Source organism: Skermanella stibiiresistens SB22 (assembly GCF_000576635.1).
In the GTDB taxonomy this organism is placed as follows: Bacteria; Pseudomonadota; Alphaproteobacteria; order Azospirillales; family Azospirillaceae; genus Skermanella; species Skermanella stibiiresistens.
This window is the reverse complement of the sequence record NZ_AVFL01000011.1, coordinates 20,510-42,683: the sequence shown is the minus strand read 5'-3', so window position 1 is coordinate 42,683 and position 22,174 is coordinate 20,510. Positions and strand designations below refer to the sequence as shown.

General features: G+C 67.4%; 19 protein-coding genes. 18 read left to right on the top strand and 1 reads right to left on the bottom strand.

Going from position 1 to position 22,174, the window contains the following annotated elements:
• The first annotated feature begins 206 nt into the window (after nucleotides 1–206).
• The 14 genes from bchF to hemA are packed head-to-tail and all read left to right on the top strand — an operon-like array spanning nucleotide 207 to nucleotide 15,622.
• Complete coding sequence (gene bchF / locus N825_RS16080; protein ID WP_037453888.1) at nucleotides 207–722, top strand: 2-vinyl bacteriochlorophyllide hydratase; 516 nt, start codon at nucleotides 207–209, stop codon at nucleotides 720–722.
• Nucleotides 719–2,017, top strand: coding sequence for a ferredoxin:protochlorophyllide reductase (ATP-dependent) subunit N (locus tag N825_RS16075; protein WP_037453886.1), 1,299 nt, complete (start codon nucleotides 719–721; stop codon nucleotides 2,015–2,017). Before bchF ends, N825_RS16075 begins: the two co-directional genes overlap by 4 nt.
• Entirely contained in the window at nucleotides 2,008–3,552 is a 1,545-nt protein-coding gene (bchB, locus tag N825_RS16070) for a ferredoxin:protochlorophyllide reductase (ATP-dependent) subunit B (RefSeq protein WP_037453885.1), read from the top strand. The genes N825_RS16075 and bchB overlap by 10 nt, the downstream gene beginning before the upstream one ends.
• Nucleotides 3,527–7,219 (top strand): magnesium chelatase subunit H, encoded by a 3,693-nt coding sequence (locus N825_RS16065; protein WP_037453883.1) that lies wholly within the window; start codon nucleotides 3,527–3,529, stop codon nucleotides 7,217–7,219. Before bchB ends, N825_RS16065 begins: the two co-directional genes overlap by 26 nt.
• Complete coding sequence (gene bchL / locus N825_RS16060; protein WP_084164779.1) at nucleotides 7,216–8,142, top strand: ferredoxin:protochlorophyllide reductase (ATP-dependent) iron-sulfur ATP-binding protein; 927 nt, start codon at nucleotides 7,216–7,218, stop codon at nucleotides 8,140–8,142. Before N825_RS16065 ends, bchL begins: the two co-directional genes overlap by 4 nt.
• Nucleotides 8,142–8,831, top strand: coding sequence for a magnesium protoporphyrin IX methyltransferase (gene bchM / locus N825_RS16055; protein ID WP_037453880.1), 690 nt, complete (start codon nucleotides 8,142–8,144; stop codon nucleotides 8,829–8,831). The genes bchL and bchM overlap by 1 nt, the downstream gene beginning before the upstream one ends.
• Entirely contained in the window at nucleotides 8,824–10,245 is a 1,422-nt protein-coding gene (locus N825_RS16050) for a BCD family MFS transporter (RefSeq protein ID WP_037453877.1), read from the top strand. The genes bchM and N825_RS16050 overlap by 8 nt, the downstream gene beginning before the upstream one ends.
• A gap of 39 nt (nucleotides 10,246–10,284) precedes the next feature.
• Entirely contained in the window at nucleotides 10,285–11,064 is a 780-nt protein-coding gene (puhA, locus tag N825_RS16045; RefSeq protein ID WP_037453873.1) for a photosynthetic reaction center subunit H, read from the top strand.
• A complete protein-coding gene (gene puhB / locus N825_RS16040) occupies nucleotides 11,061–11,744 on the top strand; it encodes a photosynthetic complex putative assembly protein PuhB (RefSeq protein ID WP_051512442.1) in 684 nt (227 codons plus the stop codon). The genes puhA and puhB overlap by 4 nt, the downstream gene beginning before the upstream one ends.
• Entirely contained in the window at nucleotides 11,741–12,205 is a 465-nt protein-coding gene (gene puhC / locus N825_RS16035) for a photosynthetic complex assembly protein PuhC (RefSeq protein ID WP_037453870.1), read from the top strand. Before puhB ends, puhC begins: the two co-directional genes overlap by 4 nt.
• On the top strand, nucleotides 12,202–12,504 hold the full coding sequence (locus tag N825_RS16030; protein ID WP_245613137.1) for a hypothetical protein: 303 nt from the start codon (nucleotides 12,202–12,204) through the stop codon (nucleotides 12,502–12,504). The genes puhC and N825_RS16030 overlap by 4 nt, the downstream gene beginning before the upstream one ends.
• Nucleotides 12,501–13,577 carry a magnesium-protoporphyrin IX monomethyl ester (oxidative) cyclase gene (gene acsF / locus N825_RS16025; protein ID WP_037453867.1) on the top strand — a complete coding sequence of 359 codons (1,077 nt, stop codon included), beginning with the start codon at nucleotides 12,501–12,503 and terminating at the stop codon, nucleotides 13,575–13,577. Before N825_RS16030 ends, acsF begins: the two co-directional genes overlap by 4 nt.
• Before the next feature lie 17 nt (nucleotides 13,578–13,594).
• Nucleotides 13,595–14,362 carry a putative photosynthetic complex assembly protein PuhE gene (puhE, locus tag N825_RS16020; protein WP_051512441.1) on the top strand — a complete coding sequence of 256 codons (768 nt, stop codon included), beginning with the start codon at nucleotides 13,595–13,597 and terminating at the stop codon, nucleotides 14,360–14,362.
• Between the two features lie 39 nt (nucleotides 14,363–14,401).
• Nucleotides 14,402–15,622 carry a 5-aminolevulinate synthase gene (hemA, locus tag N825_RS16015; protein ID WP_037453864.1) on the top strand — a complete coding sequence of 407 codons (1,221 nt, stop codon included), beginning with the start codon at nucleotides 14,402–14,404 and terminating at the stop codon, nucleotides 15,620–15,622.
• A gap of 30 nt (nucleotides 15,623–15,652) precedes the next feature.
• On the opposite strand, the gene N825_RS16010 is transcribed toward hemA, so the two are convergent.
• A complete protein-coding gene (locus tag N825_RS16010; protein WP_051512440.1) occupies nucleotides 15,653–16,045 on the bottom strand; it encodes a GxxExxY protein in 393 nt (130 codons plus the stop codon).
• A 366-nt stretch (nucleotides 16,046–16,411) separates the two neighbouring features.
• On the opposite strand from N825_RS16010, the gene N825_RS16005 reads away from it, so the two are divergent.
• The 4 genes from N825_RS16005 to N825_RS15990 all read left to right on the top strand — a co-directional run bounded on the left by N825_RS16005 (nucleotide 16,412) and on the right by N825_RS15990 (nucleotide 22,112).
• On the top strand, nucleotides 16,412–18,493 hold the full coding sequence (locus N825_RS16005) for a prolyl oligopeptidase family serine peptidase (protein WP_037453858.1): 2,082 nt from the start codon (nucleotides 16,412–16,414) through the stop codon (nucleotides 18,491–18,493).
• Nucleotides 18,494–18,874: 381 nt separating this feature from the next.
• Nucleotides 18,875–21,040, top strand: coding sequence for a S8 family peptidase (locus tag N825_RS16000; protein ID WP_037453857.1), 2,166 nt, complete (start codon nucleotides 18,875–18,877; stop codon nucleotides 21,038–21,040).
• 425 nt (nucleotides 21,041–21,465) lie between these two features.
• Nucleotides 21,466–21,720: a type II toxin-antitoxin system VapB family antitoxin gene (locus N825_RS15995; RefSeq protein ID WP_037453855.1), complete on the top strand. Its 255-nt coding sequence runs from the start codon at nucleotides 21,466–21,468 to the stop codon at nucleotides 21,718–21,720.
• Nucleotides 21,720–22,112 carry a type II toxin-antitoxin system VapC family toxin gene (locus N825_RS15990; protein WP_037453851.1) on the top strand — a complete coding sequence of 131 codons (393 nt, stop codon included), beginning with the start codon at nucleotides 21,720–21,722 and terminating at the stop codon, nucleotides 22,110–22,112. Before N825_RS15995 ends, N825_RS15990 begins: the two co-directional genes overlap by 1 nt.
• Nucleotides 22,113–22,174: the final 62 nt, after the last annotated feature.

Sequence of the window (22,174 nt, the reverse complement as noted above, 5' to 3'; positions counted from 1 at the left end):
TCATGATTAATGCCCCTCAACCACAAATCCGGTGGGCCTATCACATCCGACACCGGATACGCCCATAAGATACCAGGGCTTCCCCAGGAGGCTAACGCCGCCGTAAGTGTCATGTTTAATTGACGTCTATTCGTGTTGACGGTGTCAAGAAGAAGGTTTAGCGTTTTCACCAAGGCCCACGCCAAGGGCCGACAGGGAGAAACGCAATGCGGCAGACCGCGGTCCGGAAACCCCAGGCCCTCTACACACCCGAGGAACGACGGAGACGCGACCAGTCGCCTTGGACGCTGGTCCAAGGCATCCTGGCTCCCGTCCAATTCGTCGTCTTCCTGGTCAGCCTGGCGCTGGTCCTGCGCTACCTCTCGACCGGTTCCGGCGAGGGTGCGGCCGACGCCTCGGTGGTGGTCAAGACGCTGACGCTCTACGCGATCATGATTACCGGCTCGATCTGGGAGAAGGTCGTGTTCGGCAAATACCTGTTCGCCCGCGCCTTCTTCTGGGAGGATGTCTTCAGCATCCTCGTGCTGGCCCTCCACACGGCTTATCTGGTGGCGCTGGCCACCGACGGGCTGGGCGCGCGGGAGCGGATGTTCCTGGCGCTGGCCGCCTACGCCACCTACGTCATCAACGCCACCCAGTTCCTGCTGAAGCTGCGCGCCGCCCGGCGCGACGAGGCCGCCGCGAATGCGCCGCGACTCGGCCCCGTCGGAGCCGCCTCATGACGGCGGCGCTGGACGGCATGATCGCGGCTACCGCCCCTAGGGTCATCCGGGAGCGCGGCCAGCGGGAGGTGTTCTGCGGGCTGACCGGCATCATCTGGCTGCACCGCAAAATCCAGGACGCCTTCTTCCTGGTGGTCGGATCGCGGACCTGCGCGCACCTGATCCAGTCGGCGGCGGGCGTCATGATCTTCGCCGAACCCCGTTTCGCCACCGCCATCATCGAGGAACGCGACCTCGCCGGGCTGGCCGACATGAACACCGAGCTGGATCTGGCGGTGAGCCAACTGCTGGAGCGGCGCCCGGACATCAAGATGCTGTTCCTGGTCGGCTCCTGCCCGTCGGAGGTGATCAAGCTGGATCTTGGCCGGGCGGCGGCGCGGCTGTCGCGGGAGCACGCGCCGCGGGTGCGCATCCTCAGCTATTCCGGCAGCGGGATCGAGACCACCTTCACCCAGGGTGAGGACGCCTGCCTGGCGGCCCTGGTGCCGGAGCTTCCCACAGCGCCCTCTGGGTCACCCCAGGAGACCGACTCGCGCTCGCTGCTGGTGGTGGGTTCGCTGGCCGAGGTGGTCGAGGACCAGTTCCGGCGGATCTTCGACGATCTCGGCATCGGCCCCGTCCATTTCCTGCCGCCGCGCCGGGCCGCCGATCTACCCCCTGTCGGCCCCAACACATCGTTCCTGCTGGCGCAGCCATTCCTGGCGGAAACCGCTCGGGTGCTGGAGGAGCGTGGCGCCACCCGGCTGCCCGCCCCCTTCCCGTTCGGCGCCGAGGGCACCACCGCCTGGCTGGCGGCGGCGGCATCCGCCTGGAACGTCCCCAACGCCCGTTTCCTCTCCACGATCTCCCCCTCCCGCGAAAGATCGCGGGGCGCGCTTGCCCGCTTCCGTGCCGAATTGGCGGGCAAGCGCGTTTTCTTTTTTCCCGATAGCCAGCTGGAGGTGCCCCTGGCCCGCTTCCTGGCGACCGAGCTGGGAATGGAGCTGATCGAGGTCGGAACACCCTATCTGCACCGCGCCCATCTGGCGGAGGAGCTGGAGCTGCTGCCCGCCGGGACCGTGCTGAGCGAGGGCCAGCACGTGGAACGCCAGTTGGACCGCTGCCGCGCCGCCCAGCCGGACATCACCGTCTGCGGGCTTGGTCTCGCCAACCCGCTGGAGGCGGAGGGGCTGACGACCAAGTGGTCGATCGAACTGCTGTTCACTCCCATCCATGGCTACGAGCAAGCGACGGACTTGGCGGGGCTGTTCGCCCGGCCGCTGCGCCGCCACAGGGATTTGGCCTCATGCGCCTGACGCTCTGGACATACGAGGCGCCGCCGCATGTCGGCGCCATGCGGATCGCCACCGCGATGGAGGGCGTCCACTACGTGCTCCACGCGCCGCAGGGCGACACCTACGCCGACCTGCTGTTCACCATGATCGAGCGTCAGTCGAAGCGCCCGCCGGTGACCTACACGACCTTCCAGGCGCGCGATTTGGGCGGCGACACCGCCGTCCTGTTCAAGACCGCCGTGGCCGAGGCTTACGAGCGGTTCCAGCCGCAGGCGATCATGGTCGGCGCCTCCTGCACCGCCGAACTGATCCAGGACGATCCGGGCGGCTTGGCCCGCGCGCTGAACCTGCCGATCCCCGTCGTGGCGCTGGAACTGCCCTCCTACCAGAAGAAGGAGAACTGGGGAGCGGCGGAGACCTTCTACCGGCTGGTCCGGGCGCTGGCCGATCCTGCCTGCGCCCGCCACACCGGAGGCCGCCCGCGCTGCAACGTGCTGGGCCCGGCGGCGCTGGGCTTCCGGCACCGCGACGACATCACCGAGATCACGGATCTGCTGGACCGGATCGGCGTCGATGTCGGCGTGGTGGCGCCGCTGGGCGCCTCACCGGCCGATATGGCCCGGCTGGGCGAGGCCGATTTCAACATCGTGCTGTATCCCGAGATCGCGTCGACGGCGGCGCGCTGGCTGGAACGGACATTCCATCAGCCGACCGTCGCGACCGTGCCGATCGGCGTCGGCGCCACCCGCGACTTCATCGCCGAGGTGGCCCGGGTCGCCGGGATCGAGGTTCCGGCGGAACTCGCCGCCAGCGCGTCCCGGCTGCCGTGGTACTCGCACTCGGTCGACAGCACCTACCTGACCGGCAAGCGCGTGTTCATCTTCGGCGACGCCACCCACGCCATCGCGGCGGCCAGGATCGCGAAGGACGAGCTGGGCTTCACCGTGGTCGGTCTCGGCACCTATGGCCGCGAGTTCGCCCGCGAAGTCCGCGAGGCCGCCGCCCTGTACGGCATCGAGGCGCTGATCACCGACGATTACCTGGAGGTCGAGGCGCTGGTGTCGGAGCTTCAGCCCGACCTGGTGCTGGGCACCCAGATGGAGCGCCACATCGCCAAGCGGCTGGGCATCCCCTGCGCGGTGATCTCCGCCCCGGTGCATGTCCAGGACTTCCCGGCACGCCATTCGCCCCAGATGGGCTTCGAGGGCGCCAACGTCATCTTCGACACCTGGGTCCATCCGCTGATGATGGGCCTGGAGGAGCATCTGCTGACGATGTTCCGCGACGACTTCGAGTTCTCCGCCGAGGCGGCGCCGTCGCATCTCGGCCATGCCGCGGCCGCCTCACCGGCCACTCTTCAACCGGCCACACCCCAATCGGCACCGGAATCCGACACCTCCGACTGGGCGCCCGACGCCGAGCGGGAACTTCGGAAGGTGCCGTTCTTCGTCCGCGGCAAGGCCCGCCGCAACACCGAGCGCTTCGCCCGCGACCGTGGCATCGCGCTCATCACCGTCGAGACGCTGTACCATGCCAAAGCCCATTTCAGCTCCTGACCAAACCCCAGTCCGCGTCGTCATCGTGACGATGGACAATCACTTGGCGGGCGCCACGGAACGGGCACGGCTGAGCGTCGCCCGCGATCTTCCCAACCTCACCGTCACGCTCCACGCGGCGGCGGAATGGGGCGCCGTCCCAGGCTCGGTCGAGCGCTGCCGGAGCGATATCGCCGAGGCCGACATCGTGATCGCCAACATGCTGTTCATGGAGGACCACATCCAGGCCGTCCTCCCAGCGCTCCAGGCGCGGCGGGACAATTGCGACGCGATGGTGGCCTGCATGTCGGCCGGCGACGTGATCCGGCTGACCCGGATCGGCCGCTTCACCATGACCGGCAACGAGCGCGGCCCGCTGGCCTTCCTGAAGCGGCTGCGCGGCGCCAAGAAGGAGGGCGGCAGTTCCGGCGCCCGCCAGATGGCGATGCTGCGGCGGATCCCGAAGATCCTGCGCTTCATCCCCGGCGCCGCCCAGGATGTCCGGGCCTATTTCCTAACGCTGCAATACTGGCTGGCGGGGTCGGACGAGAACGTGGCGCAGATGCTGCGCTTCCTGGTCGACCGCTACGCCGACGGCGAGCGGCGCCACCTGCGCGGCACGCTGAGGGCGGCCCCTCCGGCGGAATACCCGGAGGTCGGCGTCTATCACCCCGCCCTGACGCCGCGCATGACCGACAACGCCGCCAAGCTGCCGGCAGCATTCGCCGGATGCCGGGGGACCGTTGGGCTGCTCCTGATGCGGAGCTACCTGCTGCCGGGCAACACCGCGCATTACGACGGCGTGATCGCGGCGCTGGAGGCCAAGGGCCTGCGGGTCATCCCGGCCTTCGCGACCGGGCTGGACGCGCGGCCGGCGGTGGAGAAGTTCTTCCTGAACGATGGCAAGCCGGTGGTCGATGCCGTGGTCTCCATGACCGGGTTCTCGCTGGTCGGTGGCCCCGCCTATAACGACGCCAAGGCGGCCGAGACCATGCTGGCCGGGCTGGACGTGCCCTATGTCGCGGCCCACGCGGTCGAGTTCCAGACGCTGGAGGAATGGGAGGCCTCGGGCCGCGGCTTGATGCCGGTCGAGGCGACCATGATGGTGGCGATCCCCGAACTGGACGGCGGCACCGGGGCGATGCTGTTCGGCGGCCGGTCCGCGGCCGCCCCCCTGGAGCGGGCGCGCGACATGCAGGTCCACGCCGAGCGGGCGGCGGCCTTGGCGGCGCGGGTGGAAAAGCTGGTGACCTTGCGCCGGACCCCGGCCGCCGACCGCAGGATCGCGGTCGTGCTGTTCAACTTTCCGCCCAACGCCGGCGCCACCGGGACCGCGGCCTATCTCAGCGTCTTCGCCTCGCTGCACAACACGCTGAAGGCCCTGAAGTCGGCGGGCTACACGGTCGAGGTTCCCGAGACGGTCGACGCCCTGCGGACCCGGATCATCCAGGGCAACGCCGCGCGGTTCGGATCGGACGCCAATGTCCACGCCCGGGTGCCGGTCGACGATCATGTCCGGCGGGAGCGCTGGCTGCGCGAGATCGAGGCCGAGTGGGGTCCGGCACCGGGCCGGCAACAGACGGACGGGTCCAGCCTGCTGGTGCTGGGCGAGCGGTTCGGCAACGTCCTGGTCGGCTTGCAGCCCGCCTTCGGATATGAAGGCGATCCGATGCGGCTGCTGTTCGAGAAGGGCTTCGCGCCGACCCACGCCTTCTCCGCCTTCTACCGCTACCTGCGCGAGGATTTCGGGGCCCATGCCGCCCTGCACTTCGGAACGCACGGCGCGCTGGAGTTCATGCCGGGCAAGCAGACCGCGATGTCGAGCGCCTGCTGGCCCGACCGGCTGCTGGGCGACCTGCCGAACTTCTATCTCTACGCCGCCAACAACCCGTCGGAAGGCACCATCGCCAAGCGTCGCGCGGCGGCGACCCTGATCAGCTATCTGACGCCGCCGATCACCAAGGCCGGCCTGTATCGTGGGTTGCTGGACCTGAAGTCGTCGATCGAGAGCTGGCGCGCCCTGACCCCCGAGATCCAGGCCGACCGCGGCGCGCTCGCCACAGTCATCCAGGCGCAGGCGGCCGCCGTCGATCTGGCCCAGCCGGAGCCTGCTTGGGACGACGCCGACGCCGAGGTGGCGCGGCTGATGACCGCCGTCCTGGAACTGGAATACACCCTGATCCCCCATGGCCTCCACGTGGTCGGCCAGCCGCCATCGGCGCCGGAACGGGTGGACCTGCTGCTGGCCATGGCGGAATCGACCCAGGGGGTGATTTCACCCCGCGCGGATGTCGAGGCCCTGGTCGCCGGACGGAAGCCCGAGGAGATCACGGCCGAGGAGGCGACGCTGACGCTCTACAAGAGCTTGGCGGAGAGCGACAGGCTGATGTCCGAGGACCATGAGCTGACGGCGATCATCCACGCGCTCGATGGCGGTTTCATCCGGCCCACTCCCGGCGGCGACCTGTTGCGGACGCCGGAGATCCTGCCGACCGGCCGCAACATCCACGGCTTCGACCCCTATCGCATCCCCAGCGCCTTCGCGGTGGCGGACGGCGCGCGGCAGGCGACCCGCTTGTTGGAGCGCCATCGGACGGAGGGCAACGGCTTTCCCGAGACGATCGCCTTCGTCCTGTGGGGCACCGACAACCTGAAGAGCGAGGGCGGGCCGATCGCGCAGGCGCTGGCGCTGATGGGCGCCCTGCCCCGGTTCGACAGCTATGGCAGGCTGTGCGGCGCGTCGCTGATCCCGCTGGAGGAACTAGGCCGGCCGCGGGCGGACGTGGTGCTGACCCTGTCTGGCATCTTCCGCGACCTGCTGCCGCTCCAGATCAAGCTGCTGGCGGAGGCGGCGTTCCTGGCGTCCAGCGCCGACGAGCCGCTGGAGCTGAACTTCATCCGGAAGCACACGCTGGAGCATCAGCGCGTCCATGGCTGCGACTTCGAGACGGCGGCCCTGCGGGTCTTCAGCAACGCCGACGGCACCTATGGCTCCAACCTGAACCAGCTGGTGGACAGCGGCGCCTGGACCGACGAGGACGAGCTGGCGGAGGCCTTCACCAAGCGGAAATGCTTCGCCTATGGCCGCGCCGGCGTGCCGGTCAAGCAGGCGGAGCTGATGGAAACGCTGCTGGCGGGCGTCCAACTCGCCTACCAGAACCTGGACTCGGTCGAGCTGGGCGTCACGACGATCGACCACTACTTCGACAATCTCGGCGGCATCAGCCGGGCGGTCGGGCGCGTCACTGGCGCCACGGTGCCGGTCTATATCGGCGACCAGACACGGGGCGAGGGCACCGTCAGGACCCTGTCCGAACAGGTGGCCCTGGAGGTCCGCACCCGCGTGCTGAATCCGAAATGGTACGAGGGCATGCTGGAGCATGGCTTCGAGGGTGTCCGCCAGATCGAGGCCCACGTGACCAACACCCTGGGTTGGTCGGCCACTACGGGCCAGGTGGCGCCCTGGGTCTACCAGCAAATGACCCAGACCTTCCTGCTGGACGACGAAATGCGCGAGCGTCTGGCCGAACTCAATCCCAAGGCGTCGGCGCGTGTCGCCAACCGCCTGATCGAGGCGCACGAGCGGCGCTACTGGTCACCGGACGAGACCATGCTCGCGGCCCTGCGCAGGGCTGGCGACGCGCTCGAGGACCGGCTCGAAGGCATCAGCGAAAAGGCGGCGGCATGACCACGACAACGACACTCACGCGGCGTCCCGATTTCGGGCAATCGCACCACAAGGGCGGTTGCCTGGACGGCGAAGGCAGCGTCCAAGTCAAACTGGACCCCAGCGTCCGGATCGAGGGAGCCCGCGTCTTCGCCGTCTACGGCAAGGGCGGCATCGGCAAGAGCACGACATCGTCCAACCTGTCGGTCGCGTTCTCAAAGCTGGGCAAGCGGGTGCTCCAGATCGGCTGCGATCCCAAGCACGACAGCACCTTCACGCTGACCAAGCGGCTGGTGCCGACGGTGATCGACATCCTGGAGACGGTGAACTTCCACTCCGAGGAGCTGCGTCCCGAGGACTTCGTGTTCGAGGGCTATAACGGCGTGATGTGCGTCGAGGCCGGCGGGCCGCCGGCGGGGACTGGCTGCGGCGGCTACGTGGTCGGCCAGACGGTCAAGCTCCTGAAGGAACATCACCTGCTGGACGACACCGACGTGGTGATCTTCGACGTGCTGGGCGACGTGGTGTGCGGCGGCTTCGCGGCCCCGCTCCAGCACGCCGACCGGGCGCTGATCGTCACAGCCAACGACTTCGACAGCATCTTCGCGATGAACCGCATCGTCGCCGCGATCCACGCCAAGGCGAAGAACTACGACGTGCGGCTGGGCGGCGTGATCGCCAACCGCAGCGCCGGGACCGACCAGATCGACCGCTTCAACAACGTGGTCGGCCTGGAGACGCTGGCGCGCTTCCCCGACCTGGACGCGATCCGCAGGAGCCGGCTGAAGAAGGCCACGCTGTTCGAAATGGAACCCTCCCCCGAATTGGAGGCGGTCCAGACCGAGTATTTGCGGCTGGCCGCGACCTTGTGGGCTGGAACGCCGCCGCTGGCGCCGGTGCCGATGAAGGATCGCGACATCTTCGATCTGCTGGGGTTCGACTGATGGACACGATCTCATACCTCGAACGCCGCGACCGGCTGGAAACCTATTTCGACCGCACCGCCGTGGAGGCGTGGTCGCGCCTGACCTCGGACGCTCCCGTCGGGCGCATCCGGGCGACGGTCCGCGCCGGGCGCGACGGAATGCGCGGCACGCTGCTGGGCTGGCTGCCGGACGACCTGCGCGGGCGCCGGCTGCTGGACGCCGGATGCGGCACCGGCATGCTGGCGCTGGAGGCGGCCAGACGGGGCGCCGAGGTCGTCGCGATCGACCTTTCGCCCAAGCTGGTCGGACTGGCGCGGGAGCGGATGCCGGCGGGCGTCGACATCGACTTCCGGGTCGGCGACATGCTCGACCCAGCGCTTGGCCGGTTCGACCACGTGGTCGCGATGGACTCCCTGATCCATTATCACGCCGGCGACATGAGCCGGGCGGTGGCCGCCCTGGCGGCCCGGACCGAGGGCTCGGTTCTGTTCACCTTCGCGCCGCGCACCCCGGCGCTGACGGCGATGCACGCGGTCGGCAAGCTGTTCCCGCGCGGCAACAGGGCGCCGGCCATCGAGCCGGTTCGGGAACAGGGGCTGCGAAGCCTGCTGACCGCCGGGATCGCGGGCTGGAGGGCGGCGCGAACCCACAGGATCTCCAGCGGCTTCTACACGTCGCAGGCGATGGAGCTGGTTCCCCATGGCTAGGCGTCACCGGGTCTGGACCTATCTGGGGCCGCGGTTCCTGCCCTTCGCGGACGCCGCGACCCCGGAACTGCCGCTGGGCCGCCTGCTGCGGCTGGCGCTGTTCCAGGTCTCCGTCGGCATGGCGGTGGTTCTGCTCAACGGCACTCTGAACCGGGTCATGGTGGTGGAACTGGGGGTGCCGATCTGGCTGGTCGCGGGCATGGTCTCGCTGCCGTTGGTGTTCGCGCCGCTGCGGGCACTTGTGGGCTTCCGGTCCGACACGCACCGCTCGGTGCTGGGCTGGCGCCGGGTACCGTATATCTGGTTCGGCACGCTGCTACAGTTCGGCGGCTTCGCGATCATGCCGTTCGCGCTGATCATCCTGTCGGGCGACACGACAGGCCCGGCCTTCGTCGGCCATGTCGCCGCCGCCCTCGCCTTCCTGCTGGTCGGCGCCGGATTGCACACGACCCAGACGGCGGGGCTGGCGCTGGCGACCGACTTGGCCACGCCCGAGACGCGTCCCCGCGTGGTGGCGCTGCTCTACGTGATGCTGCTGGTCGGCATGGTCGTCAGCGCCCTGGTGTTCGGAGCCCTGCTGGCGGAGTTCTCGCAGCTTCGGCTGATCAGGGTGATCCAGGGGGCGGCCGTCGCGACCATGGTCCTCAACGTCATCGCCTTGTGGAAGCAGGAGCCGCGCAATCCGGCGGCGACGGCGCCGGGCCTGCCCCGGCCGAGCTTCAGCCAATCGTGGCGGGCCTTCCAGGCATCGGGCCGGGCCGGACGGGTGCTGGTGGCGGTGGGCCTGGGCACGGCGGCCTTCAGCATGCAGGATATCCTGCTGGAACCCTATGGCGGCCAGATCCTCGGCCTGAGCGTCGGCGAGACCACCGCGCTGACGGCGTTGCTGGCGGGCGGCACCCTGGCCGGCTTCGCGCTGGCGGCCCGGCGGCTCGGCCGGGGAGCCGATCCCTACCGCCTCGCTGCGCTGGGCGTGCTGGCGGGGCTGGCCGCCTTCTCCGCCGTGATCTTCTCCGCTCCGCTGGACTCACCGCTGCTGTGCCGGATCGGCACGGTGCTGATCGGCTTCGGCAGCGGGTTGTTCGTCGTCGGAACCCTGACCGCCGCCATGGCGCTGGCCCGCGAGGGCGAGAGCGGGCTGGCGCTGGGCGCCTGGGGAGCGGTGCAGGCGACGGCCGCCGGTGTCGCCATCGCGGCCGGCGGCGGCATCCGCGACATCGTGTCGAGCCTGGGCGCCCAAGGGGCGCTGGGACCGGCGCTGGCGGACCCGTCGGTCGGCTACGGCGCCGTCTATTACCTGGAAATCATCCTGCTGTTCGCGACCCTGGCCGCGATCGGACCCCTGGTCCGGTCGAGACCAGTGAGAAGAGAAGCACCCGCCCCGGCATTCGGCCTCGCCGAATTCCCCGGCTAAGACCCACCCTTCAACCGCCCACACCCGCGGAGGTCACCGATGGAAACAGGAGCCATCACGAGCTACATCGACGTGGCCCAGGTCGTCCTATATGCGTTCTGGATCTTCTTCGCCGGCCTGATCTATTACCTGCACCAGGAGGACAAGCGGGAAGGTTATCCGCTGCTGTCCGACCGGTCGGACAAGGTCACGGTCCAGGGGTTCCCACCGATCCCCGCTCCCAAGGTCTTCCTGCTGCGCGACGGAACCAGATATTCCGCCCCGCCGGGCAATCCCGACGATCGCGACATCGCGGCGGTCCCGACCGGATTGTGGCTGGGGGCTCCGCTGGTCCCGACCGGCAATCCCATGGTGGACGGCGTCGGTCCGGCGGCCTGGGCGATGCGCGAGGACGTGCCTGAGCTGACGGCCGAGGACGACAACCGGATAGCGCCGCTGCGGGTCGCCTACAACTTCTTCATCCCGGAGCGCGATCCCAATCCGATCGGGATGGAGGTGGTCGCGGCGGACGGCTACGTGGCCGGTGACATCCGCGACATCTGGGTCGACCGGTCCGAACCCGCCGTCCAATACCTGGAGGTCGAGGTCCCGGCTTCCGGTGGCGGGACGCGCATGGTGCTGCTGCCGATGAGAATGGCGCGGATCGACGCCTGGAACCGCAAGGTCAAGGTCGCGTCGATCCTGGCCCACCAGTTCGCCGACGTCCCGACGACCAAGGACCCGGATCAGGTGACCAAGCGGGAGGAGGACCGGATCATGGCCTACTTCGCCAGCGGCCACCTCTACGCCAAGCCCAGCCGTCAGGAGCCCCTGATATGATGACGGAACACGAGGTCGAGCCGGTGCGGGGGCTGCCAACCCCCCTCCCCCCAGGCGAGACCATGCTATGGCAGGGAAGCCCCGACTGGGTTTCCCTGGCGAGGCGGGGGATGCATCTCGACACGCTGGCGATCTATTTCGGCGTGCTGCTGGCGTGGCGCGGCTTCAGCGTCCATTACGATGGCGCGACGGTGCTGGAAGCGGCGCTGTCGACGCTGCGCTTCGCGCCTTGGGCGATCTGTGCGCTGATGCTGGTGCTGCTGTTCGCCTGGGGCGTCGCGCGGACGACGGTCTACACGATCACCGACAAGCGGGTGGTGCTGCGGTTCGGCATCGCCCTGCCGATGGCGATCAACCTGCCGTTCAAGCTGGTGACCTCCGCGGCCGTCAAATTGAATTCCGACGGCACCGGCGACATTCCCTTGGCGCTGACCGGAGGCAACCGGGTCGCCTGGCTGGTGCTATGGCCGCACGCCCGCGCCTGGCGGGTCAGCCAGCCGGAGCCGATGCTGCGCGCCATTCCCGAAGCGGCGCGGGTGGCGGGCATCCTGGCCGAGGCGTTGACCGCCGCCACGGCGGGCGTCGGGATCGCGGCCAACGCCGAGCCGGCGCGTATCGGCGCGGCGGAACGCAAGACGCGCCGCGCGCCGTCGCATGCCTTGGGGAGCGCCTCGACATGAGCGCGCATGATGGCATGACCGATCCGGTCTTTCCACGCGGAGCCCTGCTCGGCGCCGCCGCCCTGCTGCTGTTCACCGTGTCGTCCGCCGCCGTCGCCCGGCTGAGCGGTCTCGGCACCGTCCAGATGCCCGAGGCGGTTTCGGTCGAGAGCCGCCAGCTGCGGTTCGCGGACCGGGCGGACGGTGCCATCGAGGTGACCGACGCCCGGACCGGCGGCACGGCCGCTGTGGTCGATCCGGGAACCAACGGCTTCGTCCGGGGGGCGCTGCGCGGCCTCGCCCGCGAGCGGAAGCGCCAGGGCGTCGGGATCGAGCCTCCCTTCGTCCTGACGCGCTGGGCCGACGGGCGCCTGTCGCTGACCGATCCCGCGACCGGCAGGGTGATCAACCTGGAGGCCTTCGGGCCGACCAACGCCGAGGCCTTCGCCCGGCTCCTCGGCACCGAAGGGAGAGCGTCATGATGACAGGTTGGCAATCCGGTCCCCGCGTCGTCGAGGTGCCCTGCACCGTCGACATCGAGAACACGCCGGAAAGCGTCCACGCCTATGTCGAGCTTGACGGCGTCGAGGTCGGGCCCGGCGATCAGGTGATCGTGCATGACGCGCCGGCGGACGCTCCGTTCGGCACCCAGCACTTCTATTACCGCCGCGCCACCGTGGTGCGCGCCACGGCGGTGGAACGCCTCAAGGCGCGGCTGGCCGGCTATCTCGAACTCACCGAACTGTACGAAGTCGGATTTTCCGAAGGGAGGGCACAATGATCCCCATGGAAGGTGGCGGCGCCGGCACGCGCGCGCCCAACGAGAGCACGAGCAAGGCGCGCGAGGACACGATGCTGAGCCCGCGCTTCTACACCACCGACTACGAGGCGATGGACAAGCTGGACATCAGCGCCGTCCGGACCGAGTGGGACGCCGTGATGGCCGAGCTGCGGCGCGACGACAACAAGAAGCACTTCACCCGGACGCCGGAGTTCACCAACAACCTGGACCAGTTGCCGGAAGGCTTGCGGCAGGAGTTCGTGGATTTCCTGATCAGCTCGCTGACGGCGGAGTTCTCGGGCTGCGTGCTCTATGCCGAGACCCGGAAGCGGGTGAAGAACCCCGATATCCGCGAGCTGTTCAGCTTCATGAGCCGCGATGAGTCCCGGCACGCCGGCTTCATCAACGACACGCTGAAGGACTTCGGCATTGGCGTGGACATGAGCTTCCTGACCAAGGCCAAGAAATACACCTATTTCAAACCCAAGTTCATCTTCTACGCCACGTATCTGTCGGAGAAGATCGGCTACGCCCGCTACATCACGATCTATCGGCAGCTTGAACGGCACCCGGAACTGCGGTTCCACCCGATTTTCAAGTTCTTCGAGAAGTGGTGCAACGACGAGTTCCGCCATGGCGAGGCCTTCGCCCTGCTGATGCGGGCCAATCCGTCGCTGCTGAGCGGCGGCAACAAGCTGTGGATCAAGTTCTTCCTGCTGGCGGTCTTCGCGACGATGTTCGTCCGCGACCATCTCAGGCCGGAATTCCACAAGGCGCTGGGCGTCGATCCGACCGAATACGACTTCACCGTGTTCCGGATCACGTCGGAGATTTCCAAGCAGGTCTTCCCGCTGACGCTCGACATCGAGAACCCGAAGTTCCGCGCGGGGTTGGAACGGCTGATGGCGATCTCCAACGCGCGCGCCGCCGCGGCGGCCCAAGGGGGCGCCTTGGCCGGGCTGAAGCGGCTGGCCTTGGGAGCGGCCGGGGTCGCGACCTTCGCCCGGCTGTACATGCTGCCGGCCCGGTCGAACACCCTGCCGCGCGACGTCCATCTGGCGCCGGCCTGGTAAAAGGGGAGTTGGCGCCCGTGTCCGAACACGCCTTTCCCGTGCTCCACACGCTGTTCCTGTGGTGGTTCAGCACGGGGCTGATCGTCTATCTCGACGGTCTGCCCACGCGAACCTTCCGCTGGAGCCTGATGGGAGCGGGCGCCATCGCCGCGGTGGCGCTCTACGTCCTGGCGGCGGGCCGGTCGGACACGACGGTGTCGGGCGCCTATATCGCCTTCACCGCGGCGCTCGCGGTCTGGGGCTGGAACGAGATCAGCTTCCTGATGGGGCTGGTCACGGGACCGCGCCGGCTGCCCTGCCCGCCCGGCGCCGCCGGCTGGGAGCGTCTGCGCCACGCGGTCGGGGCGGTGGCCTATCACGAGATTTCGATCGCGGTGTCGGCGGTTCTGGTGGCGGCGTTGACCTGGGGCGGCGAGAACCAGATCGGGCTGTGGACCTTCCTGCTGCTGTGGGCGATGCGGCTGAGCGCCAAGATCAACGTCTACCTGGGTGTCGCGAACCTGGGGCAGGAGTTCCTGCCGGATCACCTGAAATACCTGGCCAGCTATTTCCGCAAGCGGCCGATGAACGCGTTCTTCCCCCTCTCCGTGACGGCTTCCACCCTCGTCCTGGTCCCGCTGATCCAAGCGGCCGGCGACACGGCGGCCGACGGATTCACGGCGGCGGGCTTCACCTTCCTCGCGACCCTGATGGCCCTGGCGCTGCTGGAGCATTGGCTGATGGTGCTGCCGCTGCCGGCGGTGGCGCTGTGGTCGTGGTACCTGGCGGCGCGCGACGACGCCTGAAGAAATCAACATAACGGACAAGACCCACTGGAGGCGACGATGACTTTCGAGTTCGAGACTTACTTCCGCGACCAACTCGACGGTCTCCGTCATGAGGGACGCTACCGGATTTTCGCGGAACTGGAGCGGCGCGTCGGCGAGTTCCCCAAGGCCGCGCATTTCGTCGATGGCGAGCGGGCTGGGACGGTGACGATCTGGTGCTCCAACGATTATCTGGGCATGGGCCAGCATCCCGCCGTGATGTCGGCGATGCACGAGGCGATCGACCGCTGCGGCGCCGGGGCCGGCGGGACGCGCAACATCTCGGGCACGACGCATTACCACGTGCTGCTGGAGCGGGAACTGGCCGACCTGCATGGCAAGGAGGCGGCGCTGCTGTTCACCTCGGGCTATGTCTCCAACTGGGCGGCGCTGGGCACGCTGGCATCCCGCATCCCCGGCTGCGTCGTGCTGTCGGACGAGGGCAATCACGCCTCGATGATCGAGGGCATCCGGCACAGCCGCGCCGAACGGCACATCTTCCGGCACAACGACGCCGACGACCTGGACCGCAAGCTTTCGATGCTCGACCCCGCAGTGCCGAAGCTGGTGGCGTTCGAGTCCGTCTATTCCATGGATGGCGACGTGGCGCCGATCGCCGAGCTGTGCGACGTGGCCGACGCCCATGGCGCGATGACCTATCTGGACGAGGTCCACGCGGTCGGCCTGTATGGGCCACGCGGCGGCGGGATCGCGGAGCGGGACGGGCTGGACCACCGGCTGACGGTGATCGAGGGCACGCTGGGCAAGGCGTTCGGCGTGGTCGGCGGCTATGTCGCGGCGTCCGCCGCGCTGTGCGACTTCATCCGCAGCTTCGCGTCGGGCTTCATCTTCACGACCTCGCTGCCCCCCGCCGTGACGGCCGGCGCGCTGGCCAGCATCCGGCACCTGAAGGCGAGCACCGCCGAGCGGACCCGGCACCAGGAGCGGGTCGCGACGGTGCGCCGGCGGCTGGAGGCGGTGGGCATCCCGATGCTCGACAACCCGAGCCACATCGTGCCGGTGATGGTGCGCGACCCGGTCCTGTGCAAGCAGATCAGCGACACCCTGCTGGACCGCTTCGGCATCTATGTCCAGCCGATCAACTACCCGACCGTGGCGCGCGGCACCGAGCGGTTGCGGATCACGCCGTCCCCGCTGCACACCGACGCTGATATCGACCACTTGGTTGGTGCCCTGGCGGCGATCTGGAGCGAGATCGGGCTGCGGCGGGCGGCTTGAGTCAAGCGTTGGCAAAGATGGACGCGGAGCTCACCGCATCACCCGCTTGACCTCGAGCCTTGGCTGTCCAAAGTTCAATATCAATCCTACGGGAAGGCGGCACGCCTTGAGATAGTTCAGGACTTGGGAGAGGTGGACTGGGGTCAGGACGGCTGTCGCCTTGAGTTCGACAATCACGGTGTTGTCGACCACGAGGTCGGCGATATACAAGCCAACCTGATTATCCCTGTAGTGGGCTGGAAAGGGTTGTTCCTTTCGGACGAACAGGCCAGCCGCCTCGATCTCAAGCGCGAGGGCATTCTTATACACGTTCTCGAGAAATCCGTGACCCAATGTATTTGATACGGCGAAGGCGCAGCCGATGATCTTCTCGGTCAAGGCTGTGAGACTGGGATCGGCTTTGGCTCGATCATCTGTGCCCATCCTGTGTATCCTCCATATCCGTGCTGAGAAGCAGTATATTAGACAATTAATATAGTATTTATTAAAATTATTGTAAAATAAATTTTAATCGATGGGTTTGATGCTTGAGCAGTTTTTCTTAACACAGATAAAGAGGATATACAGGATGGACACAGATCTCACATCATCTATGATTTCCCAGTAAGTAAGTGATTACGAAACTTTCTATTTTTATTATTAGGTACACTGCGCTTCTTTCAAAAACTCAACGGTAGAGATCAAATTCTGTCCGATCTGTGTCCATCCTGTAAATCCTCTTTATCTGTGTTAAAAGAATCTCCAACAACAGGAACGCCCCCGATACCAATCAACGCGAGAGAGCACACCATGACACTTCCCGACCCCCGCCCTACCCTCGCGGCGCCCGATGATGATCCGTGGCTGTGGCTGGAGGAGGTCGATGGGGAGCGGGCGGTGGCTTGGGTGGAGGCTCGGAACTCGGAGATCCTGGCCCAATTGGGTGACACCGAGTTCGAGCGGGACCGGGACGCGCTGGCGGCCATCCTGGATCGGCCGGACAACATCCCGTTCATCGCGCGGCGCGGCGAACGGCTGTTCAACTTTTGGAAGGACGCCACCAACCCGCGCGGGCTGTGGCGGACCACCAGCCTGGAAAGCTATCGCACGGACCAGCCCGACTGGGACATCCTGCTGGACCTGGACGCGCTGGCGGCGGCCGAGGGCGAGGATTGGGTCTGGGGCGCGCCGGTCACCCTGCCCGGCAGCCACGACCGCGCCATCCTGAGCCTGTCGCGGGGCGGTGGCGACGCGACAGTGCTGCGGGAGTTCGACCTGACCACCCGCGGCTTCGTCGAGGGCGGCTTCCATCTGGCGGAGGCGAAGAGCGGGGCCGCGTGGCTCGACCGCGACACGCTGCTGATCTTCTCGGCGCTGGGCGACGGCATGGCGACCAACTCCGGCTATGGCAGGGCGGTGCGGCGCTGGGCGCGTGGCACCGATCCGCTGGCGGCACCGGTGATCTTCGAGACGCCCAGGGAGTCCATGAGCGTCTGGGGCGCCATCGATCATTCGGAGGCCGGGGAGAGGGTCTGGTTCACCGAGCAGGTCGACTTCTTCAACGCCACGGAGTGGATCGGCGACCGTGATGGGGCGCGGACCAAGCTGGACCTGCCGACCGACGCCTGGGTGCAGTGGCACGCGGGATGGTTGGTGATCAAGCCGCGCGTGCCGTGGGACGTGGGCGGATCGAGCTTCGCCGCCGACAGCGTCGTGGCGATCCGGCTGGACGAGTTCCTGGCGGGCGGAAGGACATTCGCGATCCTGTTCGAGCCGGCGCCGCGCCGGGCGATGCAGGGCTACTTCCTGTCGGGCGGCACGCTGGTGCTGTCGATCCTGGACGACCTGAAGCCGGTGTTCGAGGTCTGGACACCACCGGCTCCGGAGTCGGGCGAGAGTTGGACCCACACGCGGATCACCGGCTTGCCCGATTTGGGCGTCGCCAGCGTCTGGCCGCTGGACGTCGAGGAGGACGAGTCCAATGGCGACCTGCTGGCCAACGCGCAGGACCCGCTGACGCCGCAGTCCTTGTACCTGATCAAGCCGGGCCAAGCGCCGGACCTGTTGAAGCGGGCCCCCCGCGGGTTCGATCCGGCGGGGATGGTGGTGACCAGGCACGAGGCGGTGTCGTCGGACGGCACGCTGATCCCCTACGTCCAGACCGGGCCGGCGGAGGGCGGCACAGGCGACGCGCCGGTCCACCTGTATGGCTATGGCGGGTTCGGCATCTCGATGCTGCCGTCCTACAACTCCGCCATCGGCAAGCTGTGGCTGGAGAAGGGCGGCACCAGCGTCACCGCCTGCATCCGGGGTGGGCGCGAGTTCGGCACGGCTTGGCACGACGCCGGCCGGCGCGAGGGCAAGCGGCTGTCACATGACGACTTCGCGGCGGTCGCGGCCGACCTGGTGCGGCGCGGTGTCACCAAGCCGGAGCGGATCGCGGCGGAGGGCGGCTCGAACGGCGGCATCCTGATCACCAACATGCTGACCCGCTATCCCGAGCGGTTCGGCGCGCTGTTCTGCACGATCCCGCTGATCGACATGCGGCGTTACTCCAAGTTGCTGGCGGGAGCCAGCTGGGTCGCGGAATACGGCGATCCCGACGATCCGGCGGATTGGGCCTTCCTGGGCCCGATGTCGGCCTACCACGCCGCCGTTCCGGGCCAAGCCTATCCGCCGATCCTGATCGCGACCAGCCGCCGCGACGACCGCGTCCATCCCGGCCACGCCCGCAAGATGGCGGCCAAGCTCCTGGCCATGGGCTATGACGCCAGCTTCTACGAGCCGGCGGCCGGCGGCCATGGCTATGGCAAGGACAACACCGAGCGGGCGGCGTTCACGGCGCTGGGCTACCGGTTCCTGCGCGACAGGATCGGCTGGCGGGTGGCCTGATCAACTCCTTTGGACAACCGGGCCGGTCTGCTTCGTTCTGGCCCGATTGACGCGATGGGGTTTCCGAAAGTATTCGGACCAGCTAAATCCGGCCTGTCTTATCGTTCGGATAATCACTGAAATCAGCACTCGGTAATCGTCAGGCGCGCGCTTTCAGCGCGCGCAATATCCACAACGATAATCCGCCTGCCAATACGCGCATTTCCTCCCAGGACTATAGATTTCGGACTCGTCCGATAACCATAAACATAGTTCTGGGAGAGTTCCGTGATCAGCTCTCGCTCTGGAATGGCGACCGCCGCCCTACTTTTACTCGCGGGATGTGGTGGAGGCAGTGGGCCGGGTCCAACGACCACCAGTTCCACCCCACCGCAAACCCCGGTGACACCACCGGCCAACGCGTATGACACCTCCGAATACCGGCTCAATCCCGGTCTCCAGCAGATCGGGGCCGGCGCCGCCTATGCCAAGAACATCGACGGCACGGGACAGGTGGTGGCGATCGTCGATACCGGCGTCAACACCGGTCTGGCGGAGTTCTCCGGCGCGATCGACGGCCGGTCGACCGATATCGTCAAGGAGCGCGCGGGCCAGTCGCTGACCGACGCCGACGGGCATGGCACCGTCGTGGCCGCGGTGATCGGGGCGCGGAAGAACGGTGTCCAGACCCAGGGCGTCGCCTACGGCGCGAAGATCCTGGCGATCCGCGCCGATGCCTATTCCGCGACGGGGAAGGCCGCCAACGAGTTCTTCACCTCCGACATCGAGGCGGCGACGCGCCACGCCACCGAGAGCGGCGTCGGGGTCATCAACTACTCGCTGGGGGGCGAGGGGTTCGTGCCGATCGGTCTCGCCGACGCCTTCAAGCAAGCCGCCAACCGCGACATCATCCTGGTGGCCTCGGCCGGCAACGACGGCAAGGACACCGTGACGAACCTGATCGCGCTGGGGGTCACCGGCGACGCCACCACCGGCCACGGCATCGTGGTGGGCTCGGTCGGAGCGTCCAACACGATCTCCAGCTTCTCCAACCGGGCGGGCGCGCTGGCGAACTCCTACGTGGTGGCTCCCGGCGAGATGATCCGGGCCGTCGACAATGACGGCGACGCGGTCACGGCGACCGGAACGTCGGTGGCGGCTCCCCATGTGTCCGGAGCCGCCGCGCTGCTCAGGCAAGCCTTCCCGCACCTGACCGGGACGCAAATCGTCGATCTGATCCTCCGCACCGCGACCGATCTGGGAGCGCCCGGAACCGACGCCGTCTATGGCAGGGGCCTGCTCAACGTCGCCGGCGCCATGGCGCCCGTCGGCACCAGTTCGATCCCGACCGGCACGACCACGGCCGCGGCCGCGACGACGGGGGCCGAGGCGACCGCCACGACCCTGCGGCTGGGGGCGGCGTTCGGCGACGCGCTGTCGGCCAACGCCACCTTGGGCCGGACGATCATGCTGGACGAGTACCAGCGGGCCTATTCCGCCGACGTGACGGCGCGGATCGCCCGCGCCCAGCCAGGGCACGGGCTGGAGGGTTGGGTCGGGGGCGACAAGGGCATGGATTTCGTCGGCGCCCCCGTGGGTGCCGGCGGCTACGCCAGCTTCGCCGACCGGGGCGCCGATCGGGGAGTCCAGGTTCCGGAGCGGGCGGGATCGGGCCGCAGTTTCGCGTTCACATCGAGCGTCACACCGGGGACCGAGATCGGCATCGCCTCTGGCCGGCCGATGGCGGCGCGCTTCGGCCTGGCCGCCGTCGAGGGGAATACGGTAGATCCGATCTCCGGCGATCCAGCGCGGTCGGCCTTCCTCGGCATCGCCGACGCCGGGCGGAACGTCTCGCTGCGGACGGATTTGGGTGACGGTTTGTCGATGGCCGCCGGCGTGGCTCTGCGACAGGAGGGCGATGGCTGGCGCCGCGGCGCCGACCGAGCTTGGGGCGACCACGGTGACCGGCAGGTCGTGATGGCGGAGATGAGGAAGACCTGGGGCGCCGGACATGTCGGCGTGCAGTTCGGTGAATTGACCGAGCGCGGCTCGGCACTGGACAGCAGCGGGGATTCCGCCTTCGCCTTCGGCCAGCCGGTCAATACGCGCTTCACCGCCTTGTTCGCCGCCGCCAACCTGGGGCCGGTCGAAGCCTTCGGGACGTGGCAATACGGCGTGACGGCGGATACCCGGCTGGGATCGGGACTGATCCGGAGCCTGTCCGGCGTGCGGAGCGATAGCTGGCAGCTGGGCTTGGCCCGGAACGACGTGCTGGCCGACCGGGACAGGCTGTCGCTGAGTGTCGCCCAGCCGCTCCGCGTCTCGTCCGGCAGCGCCGGGATCGACGCTCCCGTCGGCAGGACCGATGACGGTCAGGTGCTCCGCGAAACCACATCAGCCAGCCTGACGCCCAGCGGCCGCCAGATCGACATCGAATTGGCGTACCGGATCATGCTGGACGAGGATAGCGAGCTGAACTTCGGCGGCCTGATGCAAACCTCCCCCGGCCATGATGATGGCGCCGGCCCCGCCTTCGCCACGGCGGTCAGGTATCTGGTCAGGTTCTGAGATCCACCACCCCGCCTCACCCAGTCGATGGGCCGGAGGGTGCGGTTGGGCGAGGGTATCGGTCTTCCCTCGCCCGCGCTTTCGCCAGCATCGGAAGGGCTTATCCGGAGCGTTTAATTCAACACAGATAAAGAGGATTCACAGGATGGACACAGATCCAGTCAGCCTCATGAACTCCCGCGAAGCCGATCAGAATCGACGTCGTGGGATCTGTGTGCATCCTGTATATCCTCTTCATCTGTGATAAAAAATACTTCGCATGAATGAGCTTTGGCGGATACAAGTTCTTGCCGTTTCATATCGAGCAAAAACGACGTCAGATATATTCATCGTGACCAGGAAATTCCCATCGAGACACATGCGGTTGCGGCAACTCCAAACGTGCGTTATCTTTAAAGGTGGATAAATTCTGCCCAGGTGCCGGAATGCCGTTGAACATCAAGGATCCAAACACCGAGAAGATCGTCCGCGAGCTTGCGGCCGTCACGGGTGAAGGTGTCACGACCGCCGTCCGAAAGGCTGCCGAAGAGCGGCTTCAGCGGGTTCAACGCGATAAGTCGGGCCGTAGGCTGGCGGCTGAGATGCTGGCTATCGGTGATCGTTGCAGCGCCCTACCCGATCTGGACGCCAGAAGTGCCGAAGAGATCCTTGGTTATGACGAACACGGATTGCCGGGCTGATGGTCATCGACACCTCGGCCGTCATCGCCATTCTGCTGAAGGAACCTGAAGCGGCGCTGTTGGCCGATACGATCGCGGGCGGATCGCCTCGCCTGATGTCCGCCGCGAGCCTGCTCGAAGCCTCCATGGTGATCGAAACCCGCAAGGGCGAGGCTGGAGGGCGGGAGTTGGACCTGTTCATCTACCGTGCGGGCATCGAAATCGTGCCGGTGGATCAGGAACAGGCGGAAATGGCCAGGGCCGCTTGGCGTCGATACGGCAAGGGCCGCCATCCGGCTGGCCTGAACTATGGCGACTGCTTCTCCTATGCGCTGGCGAAGGTCCGCGGCGCCAGCCTCGTGTTCAAGGGCGATGACTTCAGTCGGACGGACCTGTGTTCGTCGATCAACTGACTGAAAATGGTTTGGGCCGGAGTCCGAGACTCCGGCCCTTACACTACCCTCCGCAGCCGAAC